The organism is Pseudomonas sp. NPDC096950 (genome assembly GCF_044762525.1).
Lineage (GTDB): Bacteria > Pseudomonadota > Gammaproteobacteria > Pseudomonadales > Pseudomonadaceae > Aquipseudomonas.
Genome location: NZ_JBIWEL010000026.1, coordinates 84,975 through 99,767 on the forward strand (window position 1 = coordinate 84,975; position 14,793 = coordinate 99,767).

Consider the following 14,793-nt stretch of genomic DNA (forward strand, 5'->3'; position numbering starts at 1 on the left):
CGGATTACCACTTTAGATCAACATGGCAAATTGCTCCGGTCAACTGACCATGCTTTTGGCGAATGCCGGTGTATAGCGTATGCATGCTTATAATGCCCGGCCCCCTTCTTGCTGGGGAAAAGCGTGGGAGATGCTGGATGTTGTTACGTGGCCTGACCTGGCTGGTGCTGTTCCAATTGCTGGGCACAGCCATCAACCACCTGTTTTTACCGGTGCTGCCGGGGCCGATTGTCGGCCTGCTGTTGTTGCTGGTGTTTCTGATTTGTCGTGGCGAGGTCGGTGAGCCGCTGAACCTGGCCGCCGGCAGTTTGCTGCGTTACCTGCCGCTGCTGCTGGTGCCGCCGGCGGTGGGCGTGATGGTTTACGCCAAGGATATTGCCGCGGACTTCTGGGCGATCTCCGGTGCGCTGGTGCTGTCGCTGCTGCTGTCCATGGCCTTCGTCGGGGTGCTGATGCAGCGTCTGGTCAAGCGTCACGCCCAGCGTGGGGATCGCTCATGATCCTCGACTGGCAAGGCGCCCTGAATTCGGTGATTCACCATCCGCTGTTCGGCATCGGCATTACCCTGGGCGCTTATCAATTGGTGCTCGCGGCGTTCGAAAAAACCCGCTGGATCTTCCTGCAACCGGTGCTGGTTTCGATGGTGCTGGTGATTGGCGTGCTGCTGACCTGTGGCCTGAGCTACGCCGAGTACCGCAAGAGCACCGAGATCCTCAGCATCTTGCTGGGGCCTGCCACCGTTGCCCTGGCGGTGCCGCTGTACTTGAACCTGCGACGGATTCGGCAGTTATTCTGGCCGATATTTACTACGCTGGTGATAGGCGGCGTGGTCGCCACGGGCATGGGCGTGTTGCTGGGCTGGTGGTTCGGTGCCGAACACATGATCCTGATGACCATGGCACCGAAATCCGTGACCTCGCCGATTGCCATGCTGGTGGCCGAACAGATTGGTGGTGTCGCGGCGCTGGCGGCGGTGTTCGTGTTGATTACTGGTGTGATCGGTGCGATTTTCGGCCCGAGCCTGTTGACCCGGCTCGGCGTCCACAGCCCCGAGGCGCGCGGAATGGCGTTAGGGATGACCGCCCACGCGGTCGGTACGTCGGTGGCGTTACAGGAAAGTGAAGAATGCGGCGCCTTTGCGGCGCTGGCGATGAGTCTGATGGGCGTGGCGACGGCGGTGTTCCTGCCGTTGGCCGTGTCGATGGTGGTGTAAGGAAATGTCTATGAGCTTGCCGCTTTTTCCGCTGAACACGGTGCTGTTCCCCGGTTGCATCCTCGACTTGCAGATTTTCGAGGCGCGCTACCTGGACATGATCAGCCGCTGCATGAAACAAGGCAGCGGCTTCGGCGTGGTGTGCATCCTCGATGGCGAAGAAGTCGGCATCGCCCCGGCGGGTTATGCGCTGGTGGGCTGTGAAGCCCTGATCACCGACTTCAAGCAGCAGGACAACGGCTTGTTGGGGATTCGCGTGCAGGGTGGGCGGCGTTTCCACGTCTTGCGCTCGCAAGTGCAGCGCGATCACCTGACCATCGCCGACGTCGAGTGGCTGGAAGACGAGCCCGAACAACCGTTGCAGGATGAAGACGCCGACCTGGTGGCGTTGCTCAAGGCCCTGGCCGAACACCCGATGGTCGAGGCGCTGAACATGGGCACCGAAGCAACCGGGCAACAATCATTGGCCAATCAATTGGCGTACCTGCTGCCATTTGCCGAGGTGGACAAGATCGACCTGCTGCAACTCGACGATCCGCAGCAGCGACTGGATGCGATTCAGGCGTTGCTGGATGAGTTGCAGGGCGAGTTGTTTGCCTGAGATCGCCCGTAGCAGCTGCCGAGCTCGCGAGGCTGCGTTCGAGGACGAAGTCCTCGCAAATCCTGAGTATGTGGTGTGTCTGAATGGCGACTGCTACGCAGTCGAACGCAGCCTCGCGGGCTCGGCAGCTGCTACAAGGCAGCGGTCGCCTCCGATCTTCAATACGCGTAACGCAACATCATGTGTGGCAGATGCCGCAGCGCGAAAAAGCCAAACAGCACCAGCATCGACGGCAACACCAGCCACCAGACCTTCGGCGGCATGGCGTTGAGCGGCGTCTGGCGTTGGCTCAGCCACAGGCTCGCCGCACAGACCCCGGCCGCCAGCATCGCGCCGGCCAGCACGTCCGTTGGCCAATGCGCGCCCAAATAGACCCGCGACAACGCAATCGCCAGCGCCGGCAAGCAGCCCAATAGGAGCCAGGTCAGGCGCATGCGGGGCGGTTGTCCGCGTCCGGCCAGGACGGCGATGGCGAGGAACAGCGCGAAAGAGCCCGAGGCGTGGCCGCTGGGCATGCTGTAACTGGTCAGCGGGTCGCTCAGCACTTCCGGGCGCATTCGGGCGAAAAAGTGCTTGGTTACGGTGTTGCCGAGTGCGGTGAACAACAGCGCGCCCCCGGCGAAAATCGCCTGGCGCCATTGCCGGGTGAGCAGCAGCAACCCGGTCAGCAGGGCGCTGAACACCAGCATGTTGCGGAATTCACCAATCAGCGTGAACGTCACGGCCACTTCATCGAGCATCGGGCTGCGGTGTTCCTGCACCAGAGTCATCAAGCCCTGGTCGAGGGCGGTCAGGTGCGGATAGCCGATAAACAGTCCGATCAGAATCACCAGGCCCAGGCCGGCAATATAGGCCGTGGCGTGACGATGACGACGCAAGCTGCTGGTGACGCTCAAGCCGATCATCACTGCGATGCTGCCGGCGACAATCCCGGCTTCCGGCCAGAAACCGTCCGGCAGTGGCAGGCGAATCGCCGCCCCCGTGGCCCAACCCGGCAGCAGGTAGGCGATGCTCCAGCCGGCGGCGGCCAACAGGCTGACGGCGGCGAAGCGCGGGAAGGGCATGTCGAACATCCCGGCGACCATCGGCAGCATCGGCCGCAACGGGCCGATGAAGCGCCCGACAAGAAGGCTGGCGATGCCGTAGCGCTGGAAGTAGGACTCGACCCCGGCGATCCATTCCGGGTGATGACGCAAACCGGGCAGGCGCCGGATGTTCTGGTGGAAATGTCGTCCCAGGAAGTAGGAAACCACGTCACCCAGCAAGCCACCGAGAAACCCCAGCAACAACGTTTCGCCCAGGGACAACGCACCACTGCCCGCCAGCACCGCCACGGCAAACAGCAAAACGGTGCCCGGCACGATCAACCCGGCAATCGCCAGGCATTCCACACACGCCACTATGAACACCGCGGCGGCCAGCCACTGTGGATTGACTGTCAACCAACCAGTGATGCTATCGAGCCATGGGCCCATACCTACAACTCCATTGAAAAAGGAAAAACTCAATCTTCAAAACACCACAGATCCCCTGTGGGAGCGGGCTTGCTCGCGAAGAGGCCGTGTCAGTCGACATCAATATCGCCTGACACACCGCCTTCGCGAGCAAGTCCGCTCCCACAATGGTCCTGCTGTTAGTCAGGGAAGCAAAAAATAATCGCGCCCTTCGACCTGCCCCCGGCGCAGCGGGTTCCGCGTGCAATACGGCGCATACGCCGCGTCCACAAAACGGTACATCAGGTGTTCGTCACGGCCATGGGGAATGCCCAGGCGGGTGGTTTGAATAATGTGGGCGGGCGCGGGGCCGACGTCTTGCACCAGCAGCACTTCATGATCAAAGCGCTTGGCATCCCAGACCGGCACCTTCAAACCCAGCGACTTGCACAGCAGCGTCTGGCCGGCGCAGAGTTTTTGCGACGGGCGCGGGCGACCTTGGGCGTCGGGATTGTTCAGCAGCATCTGCGCCAGGCTCGCCGGCCCGCTCAATTCATCGACCCACGGATAGGCGGATTTGATCAGCACCGCGTTGCCCGGCCCTTGGGCGCTGAAGTTCAGCGAATCACCGCCCCGGGCGTAATACATATAGATGTGGCCGCCATCCAGAAACAAAGCCTTACGCTTTTCTGTGTAGCCGAGGGACGCGTGGCTGCCTTTTTCTTCGCAGTAATAGGCCTCGGTCTCGATGATCCGGGCGCTGAGCCACAGGTCGCCGACCCGGTGACGGATGACTTTGCCCAGTAATTCCCGGGCCAGGGTTTGCGCGTCGCGGTCGAAAAAAGCGTCCGGCAGTGCCGTGGGCAGGGCCGCAAGAGGGGCGCGAACAGTCAGGTTGGACATGATGAACGGCGTTTATCAGGGCTGAATGAGCGGTGATGATAACAATTTGCAGCTTAATCACGGCTGAACGTCGGCAAATTGCCCTCCATTTCGACCATCCGCCCGTCACCGCTGTTAGTCCTAGGACGCGACAGCTATAATCTGCCGCTTTCATCTTTGCCAAGACCCCATCAGACATGACTGAGTCCGTCCTCGACTACATGACCCGCCTGGGTCGCGCTGCCCGTGAAGCGTCGCGCATCATCGGCCGTGCCAGCACTGCGCAGAAAAACCGCGCCTTGCAGGCTGCTGCCAATGCGCTGGACGCTGCGCGTGCCGAGTTGACGGCTGCCAATGAGCTGGACTTGGCCGCTGGTCGGGCCAACGGTCTTGAGCCGGCTTTGCTGGAACGCCTTGCGCTGACCCCGGCGCGCATCGACGGAATGATCGTCGGCCTGCGCCAGGTTGCCGCGTTGCCGGACCCGGTCGGCGCGATCCGCGACATGAGCTTTCGCCCGTCGGGCATTCAGGTCGGCAAGATGCGCGTGCCGCTCGGCGTGATCGGGATCATCTACGAATCCCGTCCCAATGTGACCATCGACGCCGCCAGCCTGTGCCTTAAGTCGGGCAACGCGACCATCCTGCGTGGCGGTTCCGAAGCGATTCATTCCAACCGTGCCATTGCCGCCTGCATCCAGCGCGGCCTGGCCGAGGCCGATCTGCCGGCTGCCGTGGTGCAAGTGGTCGAAACCACCGACCGTGCTGCCGTCGGCGCGCTGATCACCATGCCTGAATACGTGGACGTCATCGTGCCCCGTGGCGGTCGTGGCTTGATCGAGCGAGTCAGCCGCGACGCCCGCGTGCCGGTGATCAAACACCTGGACGGCATCTGCCACGTCTACGTCAGCGAACACGCCGAGCTGCCGAAAGCCCAGCGCATCGCGTTCAACGCCAAAACCTACCGTTATGGCATCTGCGGCGCGATGGAAACCTTGCTGGTGGATCAAAGCGTTGCCAAAGATTTCCTGCCGTCGATGGCGGCCCAGTTCCGCGAAAAAGGCGTCGAGCTGCGCGGTTGCGAGCGCACCCGGGCGATTATCGAGGCCGTCGCGGCCACTGAAGACGACTGGAGCACCGAGTACCTGGCGCCGATTCTGTCGATCCGCGTGGTCGACGGTCTGGACCAGGCCATCGAGCACATCAACCGGTACGGCTCCCACCACACCGACTCCATCGTCAGCGAATACCTGGCCGATACCCGGCGTTTCGTCGCGGAAGTCGACTCGTCGTCGGTGATGATCAACACGCCGACCTGCTTCGCCGATGGCTTTGAATACGGATTGGGTGCCGAGATTGGCATTTCTACTGATAAGCTGCACGCCCGCGGCCCGGTGGGCCTCGAAGGTCTGACCTGCGAGAAGTACATCGTGGTCGGTGACGGCCAGTTGCGCGGACAGGAGTCGGTCTGACTTGGGCGACCTCGACCCGTCAGCCCCGGTCATTGCCGGCGAGGCTGGGCCTCGACGCATTGGCGTGCTGGGCGGAACCTTCGACCCGGTGCACATCGGCCATTTGCGCGGTGCACTGGAAGTGGCCGAGTCCCTGGGCCTCGATGAGCTGCGACTGACACCCAGTGCCAGGCCGCCCCATCGGGACACGCCGCAGGTCTCGGCGCAGGACCGTCTGGCGATGGTCGAGTGCGCGGTGGCCGGTGTGGCGCCGTTGGTGGTGGACGCCCGCGAATTGCAGCGGGACAAACCGTCCTACACTATCGATACCCTGGAATTGATGCGCGCCGAAATGGCCGCGGATACCCAGGTTTTTCTACTTTTGGGCTGGGACGCATTTTGCGGCCTGCCCACTTGGCACCGCTGGGAAGAGTTGCTCCAGCATTGCCACATCCTGGTGCTGCAACGCCCGGATGCCGACAGCGAACCGCCGGATGCCTTGCGCAATCTGTTGGCGGCACGCTCGGTGAGCGACCCGCTGGCCCTCAAAGGGCCGAGCGGACAGATTGCATTCGTCTGGCAGACACCGCTCGCGGTATCCGCCACCCAGATCCGTCAACTGCTGGCCAGCGGTAAGTCGGTACGTTTCCTGGTGCCCGACGCGGTCCTGGCCTACATCGATGCGCACGGTCTGTACCGTGCGTCGAACTGAAAAGAGGGCACGCTTCCAGGCACGAATGACGTGTATTGAAGCGCCCGAACATACGAGCAAAACGAGTTTTATATGACGAACAAAGACGTAACTAAAGTAAAGCGCAAAGGCACGTTCAAGAGCGCCCCGCTGCCTGAACCGGTCCTTACCAACGAGCCCCTGAAGGGTGATGAGCTGGTCAAGATTGCCGTAGCCGCCCTGGAAGACGTGAAGGGCCAGGACATCCAGGTCATCGACGTTCGCGAAAAGCAGAGCATCACTGACTACATGATCATCGCCACCGGTACCTCGAACCGCCAGATCGGCGCGATGCTGGACAAAGTCCGCGAAGCCGTCAAAGCCCTGGGCGTCAAGCCATTGGGTGAAGAAGGCAAGGGCGACAGCGACTGGGTCCTGCTGGATATGGACGACGTGATCGTGCACATGATGACCGCTTCGGCTCGTCAGTTTTACGACCTCGAGCGTCTGTGGTCCGGCGCTGAACAGAGCCGTGCCCTGAACGCGGCCCACCACAGCCCGGAAAACACCCACGAGCATTTCATCAAGCTCAACAAAGACCAGCAATAAGGGACCGCTGTGCGACTGCGACTGATCGCCGTCGGTTCACGCATGCCCAAATGGGTGGAAGAAGGCTGGCATGAATATGCCAAGCGTCTTCCGTCCGAGCTGGCGCTGGAACTGGTGGAAATACCGCTCAATACCCGTGGCAAAAACGCCGACGTGGCGCGCTTCATCCGTCAGGAAGGCGAAGCCATGCTGGCCAAGGTCGGGCCGAACGAGCGGGTTGTCACCCTCGAAGTCCACGGCAAGCCCTGGAGCACCGAGCAACTGGCGGTCGAACTCGATCGCTGGCGGCTGGACTCGCGCACGGTGAATTTCATGGTCGGCGGTCCCGAAGGGCTGGCGCCGGAAGTCTGTGCCCGGGCTGATCAGCGTTGGTCGTTGTCGCCGTTGACGTTGCCGCACCCGCTGGTGCGGATTCTGATCGGCGAACAGTTGTATCGTGCCTGGACAGTCCTGTCCGGCCACCCTTACCACAAGTAGTTTTGCCCTCATGTCCCAGCCGATCCGCATCAAGGACCACGAAAAAGACGCCCGTCTGGTGCGTGGCCGCGTCGTGTTCGGGGCAATTGCGGTGGTGGCGCTGATCTGCGTGCTGATCGCGCGGCTGTATTTCCTTCAGGTCATCCAGTACGAGTACCACTCGACCCTGTCGGAAAACAACCGCGTCCACGTACAGCCGATTCCGCCGACCCGTGGGCTGATCTTCGACCGTAATGGCGTGGTGGTGGCCGATAACCGGCCCAGCTTCAGCCTGAGCATGACCCGCGAGCGCTCCGGCGACTGGCAGCAAGTGCTCGACGTGATCGTCCAGGTGCTGGAACTGACGCCCGAGGACCGGGGGATCTTCGAGAAACGCATGAAGCAGGGGCGTCGGCCATTCGAGCCGGTGCCGATTCTGTTCGAGCTGACCGAAGAGCAGATCGCTCGGATCGCGGTGAATCAGTTCCGGCTGCCGGGTGTGGAAGTGGTCGCGCAGTTGGTGCGGCATTACCCCCAGGGCGCGCACTTTGCGCATTCCGTGGGCTACATGGGCCGGATCAACGAGAAAGAGCTCAAGACGCTGGACCCGGTCGGTTACAGCGGTACTCATCAAATTGGCAAGACCGGTATCGAGCGCTTCTACGAGCCCGAGCTGCACGGCCAGGTGGGTTACGAAGAAGTCGAGACCAACGCTCGGGGCCGCGTCTTGCGCGTGCTCAAGCGCACCGATCCGATTCCCGGCAAGGACATCGTCCTGAGCCTGGACATCAAATTGCAGGAAGCTGCCGAATTGGCACTCGGCGGTCGCCGTGGTGCGGTCGTCGCGCTGGACCCGAACACCGGCGAAGTCCTGGCCATGGTCAGCCAGCCGAGTTTCGATCCGAACCTGTTCGTCACCGGCATCAGCTTCAAGGCCTACGCCGAGTTGCGCGATTCCATCGATCGGCCATTGTTCAACCGCGTGCTGCGCGGTCTGTACCCGCCGGGCTCGACGATCAAGCCAGCGGTGGCGATTGCCGGCCTGGACTCCGGTGTGGTGACGGCCTCGACCCGGGTCTTCGACCCCGGCTACTACATGCTGCCCAACTACGATCACAAATACCGTAACTGGAACCGTACCGGCGACGGGTACGTGGACCTGGACACGGCGATCATGCGTTCCAACGACACCTACTTCTATGACCTGGCCCACAAGCTGGGCATCGACCGGTTGTCCTCGTACTTGGGCAAGTTCGGCATTGGCCAGAAGGTCTCGCTGGACATGTTCGAAGAATCCCCAGGCTTGATGCCGTCCCGGGAATGGAAGCGTGCGACCCGGCGTCAGGCCTGGTTCCCGGGCGAAACCCTGATTCTGGGGATCGGCCAGGGCTACATGCAGTCCACGCCGCTGCAACTGGCCCAAGCCACGGCGCTGGTGGCCAACAAAGGAGTGTGGAACCGTCCGCACCTGGCCAAGACCGTCGAGGGCGAAAAGCCGAAGGATGAAAACCCGATGCCGGACATCGTCCTGCGCGACCCGTCCGACTGGACCAAGGTCAACCACGGCATGCAACAAGTGATGCACGGCGCTCGCGGTACGGCGCGCAAAGCCGCCATCGGTTCGCAGTACCGGATCGCCGGTAAAAGCGGTACGGCCCAGGTGGTCGCGATCAAGCAGGGCGAGAAGTACGACCGCTCCAAGGTGCAGGAACGCCACCGCGACCACGCCTTGTTTGTCGGCTTCGCGCCGGCGGATAACCCGAAAATCGTGGTGTCGGTGATGGTCGAGAACGGCGAGTCCGGCTCCGGCGTCGCGGCGCCTGTGGTGCGACAAGTGATGGATGCCTGGCTCCTGGACCAGGATGGCCGACTCAAACCGGAATACGCCGGCCCTATCAGCGCGGAGGCTACGGCCCGTGAAGAGTAATTTCGATCGCATCCTCTCCAGTGAGGACGTGATGCGTCGCCGTGCGACGTTGCTGCAACGCATGCACATTGATGGCCCATTGTTGATCCTGCTGCTGACCCTCGCCGCCGGCAGCCTGTTTGTGCTGTATTCGGCCAGTGGCAAGAGCTGGGACCTGTTGGGCAAGCAAGCCACTTCGTTTGGCATCGGCCTGGTGTCGATGATCGTCATCGCCCAGTTCGAACCGCGTTTCATGGCCCGTTGGGTGCCGATCGGTTATGTGCTCGGCGTGCTGTTGCTGGTGGTGGTGGACGTCATGGGCCACAACGCCATGGGCGCCACGCGCTGGATCAACATTCCCGGGGTGATCCGCTTCCAGCCCTCGGAATTCATGAAGATCCTGATGCCGGCGACCATCGCCTGGTACCTGTCCAAACGCACCTTGCCGCCGCAGCTCAAGCATGTGGGCGTCAGTCTGTTCCTGATCGGCTTGCCGTTTATCCTCATCGTGCGCCAGCCGGACCTCGGCACTTCGCTGCTGATCCTTGCGGGCGGCGCGTTCGTGCTGTTCATGGGTGGCCTGCGCTGGCGCTGGATCCTCAGCGTGATTGCCGCGGCAGTGCCGGTGGCGGTGGCGATGTGGTTCTTCATCATGCACGACTACCAGAAGCAGCGAATCCTGACTTTCCTCGACCCGGAAAGCGATCCGTTGGGCACTGGCTGGAACATCATCCAGTCCAAGGCCGCCATCGGTTCCGGCGGCGTATTCGGCAAAGGCTGGCTGCTGGGCACCCAGTCGCACCTGGACTTCCTGCCGGAAAGCCACACTGACTTCATTATTGCGGTACTGGGCGAAGAATTCGGCCTGGTGGGCATCTGCGCACTGCTGCTGATTTACCTGTTGTTGATCGGTCGCGGGTTGGTGATTACAGCCCAGGCCCAGACATTGTTCGGCAAATTGCTCGCGGGCAGCCTGACCATGACGTTTTTTGTTTACGTTTTCGTCAACATCGGTATGGTCAGTGGCCTGTTGCCGGTTGTGGGGGTGCCGTTGCCGTTCATTAGCTACGGAGGAACTTCGCTGGTAACGCTGCTGTCAGCGTTTGGGGTTTTGATGTCGATCCATACCCATCGTAAGTGGATCGCACAGGTTTGAATAAGGTGAAGATTTCAATGCAAGCAATGCATGGCTGGGCGACTCGATACGCGCCGTGGGTCGGCCTGGTAGGCATCCTTGGTACTGCGGAAACGCGGGCCGGCGATTACGAAGGCTCACCCCAGGTGGCCGAATTCGTCGGTGAAATGACCCGCGACTACGGCTTTGCCGGTGAACAGCTGATGGGCGTGTTCCGCGAAGCCGAGCGCAAACAGGCGATCCTCGACGCGATCTCCAAACCCGCCGAGCGGGTTAAACAGTGGAATGAATATCGCCCGATGTTCATCACCGACGCGCGCATTGCCCGCGGTGTGGACTTCTGGCGTCAGCACGAGGCGGTACTGGCCCGGGCCGAGCAGGAATACGGCGTGCCGGCCCAGGTGATCGTCTCGATCATCGGCGTTGAAACCTTTTTCGGCCGCAATACCGGCAATTACCGGGTGATCGACGCGTTGTCGACCCTGGGTTTCGACTATCCTCCCCGTGCCGAATTCTTCCGTAAGGAATTACGTGAATTCCTGCTGCTGGCCCGGGAAGAGCAGGTCGATCCGTTGACCCTCAAAGGCTCCTACGCTGGTGCCATGGGCTTGCCGCAGTTCATGCCGAGCAGTTTTCGCGCCTATGCGGTGGACTTTGACGGTGACGGCCACATTAATATCTGGAACAACCCGGACGATGCCATCGGCAGCGTCGCCAGTTATTTCAAGCGTCACGGTTGGGTCGCCGGCGAACCTGTGGTCAGCCGCGCCGATGTGCGGGGCGATCAGGTGGACACCGGCCTGACCACCGGCATCGAACCGACGAAAACCGTAGGGGAGTTGCGGGCGTTGGGGTGGTCAAGTCATGATGCGCTGCGCGATGATATGCCGGTTACGGCTTTCCGCCTGGAAGGTGACAATGGCCCCGAGTACTGGATGGGCCTGAAGAATTTTTACGCGATCACGCGTTATAACCGCAGCGTGATGTACGCCATGGCCGTACATCAACTGTCTGAACAGCTGGTCCAAGCACGGGGCGTCAAGTAATGCGGGCATTGCCTATGAATAAACCCCTGAAGCTGATGGCATTCGCCGCGTTGGCGGTGCTGGTCGCCAGTTGTTCGACCAGCCGCGCGCCGACGCAGAAAACTTCCTCCACCGCCGTGCGCGCTACGCCGGGGCTGGACATCAACCGCGCCCACAAAGATGGCGCGCCGTGGTGGGACGTGGATGTCTCGCGCATCCCGGACGCCACGCCGACCCTGCACAGCGGTCCTTATAAAGCCAACCCGTACACCGTGCTGGGCAAGACCTACTTTCCGCTGCAAGACTCCAAGACCTATGTCGCTTCGGGCACGGCGTCGTGGTACGGCACCAAGTTCCACGGCCAGAATACCGCCAACGGCGAAGTCTACGACCTGTACGGCATGAGTGCCGCGCACAAGACCTTACCGCTGCCAAGTTACGTTCGGGTGACCAACCTGGATAACAACAAGAGCGTAGTTTTGCGAGTCAACGACCGTGGGCCGTTCTACTCGGACCGCATCATCGATTTGTCCTATGCGGCCGCCAAGAAACTGGGCTACGCCGAAATCGGCACGGCACGGGTCAAGGTTGAAGGTATCGATCCACAACAGTGGTGGGCCGCGAAAGGCCGTCCGGCGCCTTTGATGCTCAATGAGCCTCAAGTAGCGCAAAATGCCGCGCCGACCATTACCGCTTCGGCGGGGACGGTCGAGCAATGGACGCCACCGCCGCAGCAACACGCCACGGACACCGTGCCTGTGCCGACCAGTGCAAAAAAAAACGCTTCTGTACCAGCCTCTGGCCAGTATCTGCAGGTGGGCGCGTTCGCCAACCCGGACGCTGCAGAACTCCTGAGATCGAAGCTCAGCGGGATGGTGAGCGCTCCGGTGTTCATCAGTTCGATCGTGCGCAACCAACAGACATTGCATCGGGTGCGCCTGGGGCCGATGGGTTCGCCGGGTGAAATCCAGCAAGTGCAGAACAGTGTGCGAATGGCCAATCTCGGTTCGCCGAGCCTGGTCACCGCCGAGTAACACGCAGTACTTGATTGAAGGTTCGCTTGCGGTTTTGGGGGGCGAATCTGGTTGTTGGCTCGTTAAGAACAAAAGCCCGGCAAGGGTTACAGAGTGAGCAACTGAACACGCGATGACCCGTTAGAAGGTCATCTGATTAGTTTTGCCTTTGGGCAGTTTCCATTAGCGATTTCGAGAGACGGATGAACATCACCACCTTTGCCAAACGCCTGTGCCTGTTAGTCCCGCTGTTCATCACGCCTGCCGCTTTTGCGGTAGAAATGATGCCGTCGCCACCGCAACTGGCCGCCAAATCCTACGTGCTCATGGATGCCAGCAGCGGCAACGTGCTGGTCGAGAACAACGGTGACCAGCGCCTGCCGCCCGCCAGCCTGACCAAACTGATGACCGCGTACATTGCGACGCTGGAAATCCGTCGTGGCCAGATCGGCGAAAATGACCCGGTGACCGTCAGCGAAAACGCCTGGCGTACCGGCGGTTCGCGGATGTTCATCAAGGTTGGCTCGCAGGTGACGGTCAGCGACTTGCTGCACGGCATCATCATTCAGTCGGGTAACGACGCCAGTGTTGCGCTCTCCGAGCACATCGCCGGTAGCGAAGACGCGTTCGCCGACATGATGAACAAGACGGCCGGCGACCTGGGCATGACCAACAGCCACTTCATGAACCCGACCGGCCTGCCGAACCCTGAGCACTACTCGTCGGCTCACGACATGTCGCTGCTGGCTCGCGCAATCATCCACGAAGACCCGGCTCACTACGCGATCTACTCGCAGAAAGAGTTCTTCTGGAACGGCATCAAGCAGCCTAACCGCAACCTGCTGCTGTGGCGCGACAAGACTGTCGATGGCCTGAAAACCGGTCACACCGACGAAGCTGGCTACTGCATGGTGTCTTCGGCCGTACGTGATGGCATGCGCCTGATCGCCGTGGTGTTCGGCACCAACAGCGAAGTGGCGCGCGCCTCCGAAACCCAGAAGCTGCTGACCTACGGTTTCCGCTTCTTCGAAACCCAGACCTTCTATCAGAAAGGCGCCGAGCTGGCTCAGGCTCCTGTCTGGAAAGGCACCACCAATCAAGTCAAGGCCGGCCTGGCTGAAGACTTGACCATGACCCTGCCAAAAGGCCAGCTGAAAAAGCTCGCCGCCAGCATGACCATGAACCCGCAACTGGTTGCGCCAATCGCCAAGGGCGACGTGATCGGTAAAGTCGAAGTGAAACTGGACGACAAGGTGGTGCACAGCGCTGACCTGATCGCTCTGGACGCGGTCGACGAGGGTGGTATCTTCCGTCGCATGTGGGATAGCATCCGTCTATTCTTCTACGGCTTGTTCAACTGAATTAGTGTGGACCTGCATGGCTCCGTTCCAACCCGGGACGGGGCCATGTCCGTTGCCACGGCTTACGAGGCCGTTACGCCATGACAGACACTGAAGTAAAGGCGCCAAAGATCGAATTCCCCGCCAATGATTACCCGATCAAAGTGATCGGCGACACCATTGTCGACATCAAGCAAAAGATCATCGATATCGTCAAGAAACACGCGACGATCAACGATGAGAAGGTGGACGAACGCCAGAGCAGCAACGGCAAGTACACCACCATCCAGTTGCACATCATCGCCACCGGTCAAGACCAGCTGTACGACATCAATAGCGAGTTGCGGGCTACCGGTTTCGTGCACATGGTGCTGTGATGCCGGGCACGCTGGGCTTTCGTGAGCTCGGCCAGATGGCTTACGAGCCGGTCTGGCATGCCATGCAGCGCTTCACCAACGAGCGCGGCTCTGACGCCGCGGACGAGATCTGGCTGGTGGAACACCCTCCGGTGTTCACCCAGGGCCAGGCCGGCAAGGCCGAGCACCTGTTGCTTCCCGGAGATATTCCGGTGGTGCAGGTCGATCGCGGCGGTCAGGTGACTTACCATGGCCCCGGCCAATTGGTGGCGTACCTGTTGCTGGATGTGCGCAAACTGGGTTTCGGCGTGCGTGACCTGGTCACCCGCATGGAACACTGCCTGATCGAGTTGCTGGCCAGCTATGGCGTCACCGCCGCAGCCAAGCCAGACGCGCCAGGTGTCTACGTCGATGGGGCGAAAATCGCTTCACTGGGCCTGCGGATCCGCCACGGTTGTTCCTTTCACGGCCTGGCCCTGAACGTGGACATGAACCTGGAACCGTTTCGACGGATTAATCCCTGCGGCTACGCCGGGCTGGCGATGACCCAGCTGAGCGATCACGCAGGATCGATTGAATTTGCCGAGGTAAGTGCCCGGCTGCGCGCGCAGCTCGTCAAACACCACGCCTATGCTGAGCAGACGACCCGTACGGGCGGAATCGACTGATATGACGCCTGCTGCAGTGCAAACCATGCGCCCGACGC

Annotated in this window: 16 protein-coding genes; 14 read left to right on the top strand and 2 right to left on the bottom strand. The window is 61.3% G+C overall.

Features of this window, described 5'->3' with window-relative positions; genetic code table 11:
• Window positions 1–137: 137 nt before the first annotated feature.
• From ACIQY3_RS28810 to ACIQY3_RS28820, 3 genes are read left to right on the top strand one after another with little or no spacing between them, the layout of a single operon-like run.
• Window positions 138–500, top strand: a complete 363-nt coding sequence (locus tag ACIQY3_RS28810) for a CidA/LrgA family protein (protein ID WP_403026622.1) — start codon at window positions 138–140, stop codon at window positions 498–500.
• Window positions 497–1,213 (top strand): LrgB family protein, encoded by a 717-nt coding sequence (locus ACIQY3_RS28815; protein ID WP_403026625.1) that lies wholly within the window; start codon window positions 497–499, stop codon window positions 1,211–1,213. The genes ACIQY3_RS28810 and ACIQY3_RS28815 overlap by 4 nt, the downstream gene beginning before the upstream one ends.
• 10 nt (window positions 1,214–1,223) lie before the next feature.
• Window positions 1,224–1,814 carry an LON peptidase substrate-binding domain-containing protein gene (locus ACIQY3_RS28820; protein ID WP_403026627.1) on the top strand — a complete coding sequence of 197 codons (591 nt, stop codon included), beginning with the start codon at window positions 1,224–1,226 and terminating at the stop codon, window positions 1,812–1,814.
• Window positions 1,815–1,972: 158 nt separating this feature from the next.
• Here the strand turns inward: ACIQY3_RS28820 and ACIQY3_RS28825 are convergent, their stop codons facing one another.
• Window positions 1,973–3,289 (bottom strand): bifunctional DedA family/phosphatase PAP2 family protein, encoded by a 1,317-nt coding sequence (locus ACIQY3_RS28825; RefSeq protein WP_403026630.1) that lies wholly within the window; start codon window positions 3,287–3,289, stop codon window positions 1,973–1,975.
• A 162-nt stretch (window positions 3,290–3,451) separates the two neighbouring features.
• Complete coding sequence (locus ACIQY3_RS28830) at window positions 3,452–4,150, bottom strand: DNA-3-methyladenine glycosylase (RefSeq protein WP_403026632.1); 699 nt, start codon at window positions 4,148–4,150, stop codon at window positions 3,452–3,454.
• A gap of 176 nt (window positions 4,151–4,326) precedes the next feature.
• Between ACIQY3_RS28830 and ACIQY3_RS28835 the strand changes: the two genes are divergently transcribed.
• From ACIQY3_RS28835 to lipB, 11 genes are all read left to right on the top strand, one after another.
• Window positions 4,327–5,598: a glutamate-5-semialdehyde dehydrogenase gene (locus tag ACIQY3_RS28835; protein WP_403026636.1), complete on the top strand. Its 1,272-nt coding sequence runs from the start codon at window positions 4,327–4,329 to the stop codon at window positions 5,596–5,598.
• A gap of 1 nt (window position 5,599) precedes the next feature.
• Entirely contained in the window at window positions 5,600–6,289 is a 690-nt protein-coding gene (nadD, locus tag ACIQY3_RS28840; RefSeq protein WP_054052411.1) for a nicotinate-nucleotide adenylyltransferase, read from the top strand.
• Between the two features lie 72 nt (window positions 6,290–6,361).
• Entirely contained in the window at window positions 6,362–6,856 is a 495-nt protein-coding gene (gene rsfS, locus ACIQY3_RS28845; protein WP_403026641.1) for a ribosome silencing factor, read from the top strand.
• Between the two features lie 9 nt (window positions 6,857–6,865).
• Window positions 6,866–7,333, top strand: a complete 468-nt coding sequence (rlmH, locus tag ACIQY3_RS28850; protein WP_007937439.1) for a 23S rRNA (pseudouridine(1915)-N(3))-methyltransferase RlmH — start codon at window positions 6,866–6,868, stop codon at window positions 7,331–7,333.
• A gap of 10 nt (window positions 7,334–7,343) precedes the next feature.
• Window positions 7,344–9,239, top strand: coding sequence for a penicillin-binding protein 2 (gene mrdA, locus ACIQY3_RS28855; RefSeq protein ID WP_403026643.1), 1,896 nt, complete (start codon window positions 7,344–7,346; stop codon window positions 9,237–9,239).
• A gap of 31 nt (window positions 9,240–9,270) precedes the next feature.
• Window positions 9,271–10,374, top strand: a complete 1,104-nt coding sequence (rodA, locus tag ACIQY3_RS28860) for a rod shape-determining protein RodA (RefSeq protein WP_403026653.1) — start codon at window positions 9,271–9,273, stop codon at window positions 10,372–10,374.
• Window positions 10,375–10,391: 17 nt separating this feature from the next.
• On the top strand, window positions 10,392–11,399 hold the full coding sequence (mltB, locus tag ACIQY3_RS28865; RefSeq protein ID WP_403026645.1) for a lytic murein transglycosylase B: 1,008 nt from the start codon (window positions 10,392–10,394) through the stop codon (window positions 11,397–11,399).
• Complete coding sequence (locus ACIQY3_RS28870) at window positions 11,399–12,412, top strand: septal ring lytic transglycosylase RlpA family protein (RefSeq protein WP_403026648.1); 1,014 nt, start codon at window positions 11,399–11,401, stop codon at window positions 12,410–12,412. Before mltB ends, ACIQY3_RS28870 begins: the two co-directional genes overlap by 1 nt.
• A gap of 182 nt (window positions 12,413–12,594) precedes the next feature.
• Window positions 12,595–13,752 (top strand): D-alanyl-D-alanine carboxypeptidase family protein, encoded by a 1,158-nt coding sequence (locus tag ACIQY3_RS28875; protein WP_149660886.1) that lies wholly within the window; start codon window positions 12,595–12,597, stop codon window positions 13,750–13,752.
• An 80-nt stretch (window positions 13,753–13,832) separates the two neighbouring features.
• Window positions 13,833–14,108 (top strand): DUF493 domain-containing protein, encoded by a 276-nt coding sequence (locus ACIQY3_RS28880; protein WP_054052426.1) that lies wholly within the window; start codon window positions 13,833–13,835, stop codon window positions 14,106–14,108.
• Window positions 14,108–14,755, top strand: coding sequence for a lipoyl(octanoyl) transferase LipB (gene lipB / locus ACIQY3_RS28885; protein WP_403026651.1), 648 nt, complete (start codon window positions 14,108–14,110; stop codon window positions 14,753–14,755). The genes ACIQY3_RS28880 and lipB overlap by 1 nt, the downstream gene beginning before the upstream one ends.
• Window positions 14,756–14,793: the final 38 nt, after the last annotated feature.

Excerpts from the sequence above, each read along its gene's own strand:
- ACIQY3_RS28810 (WP_403026622.1), top strand. The coding sequence starts at position 138 with ATGTTGTTACGTGGCCTGACCTGGCTGGTGCTGTTCCAATTGCTGGGC.
- ACIQY3_RS28815 (WP_403026625.1), top strand. The coding sequence starts at position 497 with ATGATCCTCGACTGGCAAGGCGCCCTGAATTCGGTGATTCACCATCCG.
- ACIQY3_RS28820 (WP_403026627.1), top strand. The coding sequence starts at position 1,224 with ATGAGCTTGCCGCTTTTTCCGCTGAACACGGTGCTGTTCCCCGGTTGC.
- ACIQY3_RS28825 (WP_403026630.1), bottom strand. The coding sequence starts at position 3,289 with ATGGGCCCATGGCTCGATAGCATCACTGGTTGGTTGACAGTCAATCCA.
- ACIQY3_RS28830 (WP_403026632.1), bottom strand. The coding sequence starts at position 4,150 with ATGTCCAACCTGACTGTTCGCGCCCCTCTTGCGGCCCTGCCCACGGCA.
- ACIQY3_RS28835 (WP_403026636.1), top strand. The coding sequence starts at position 4,327 with ATGACTGAGTCCGTCCTCGACTACATGACCCGCCTGGGTCGCGCTGCC.
- rsfS (WP_403026641.1), top strand. The coding sequence starts at position 6,362 with ATGACGAACAAAGACGTAACTAAAGTAAAGCGCAAAGGCACGTTCAAG.
- mrdA (WP_403026643.1), top strand. The coding sequence starts at position 7,344 with ATGTCCCAGCCGATCCGCATCAAGGACCACGAAAAAGACGCCCGTCTG.
- rodA (WP_403026653.1), top strand. The coding sequence starts at position 9,271 with ATGCGTCGCCGTGCGACGTTGCTGCAACGCATGCACATTGATGGCCCA.
- mltB (WP_403026645.1), top strand. The coding sequence starts at position 10,392 with ATGCAAGCAATGCATGGCTGGGCGACTCGATACGCGCCGTGGGTCGGC.
- ACIQY3_RS28870 (WP_403026648.1), top strand. The coding sequence starts at position 11,399 with ATGCGGGCATTGCCTATGAATAAACCCCTGAAGCTGATGGCATTCGCC.
- ACIQY3_RS28875 (WP_149660886.1), top strand. The coding sequence starts at position 12,595 with ATGAACATCACCACCTTTGCCAAACGCCTGTGCCTGTTAGTCCCGCTG.
- ACIQY3_RS28880 (WP_054052426.1), top strand. The coding sequence starts at position 13,833 with ATGACAGACACTGAAGTAAAGGCGCCAAAGATCGAATTCCCCGCCAAT.
- lipB (WP_403026651.1), top strand. The coding sequence starts at position 14,108 with ATGCCGGGCACGCTGGGCTTTCGTGAGCTCGGCCAGATGGCTTACGAG.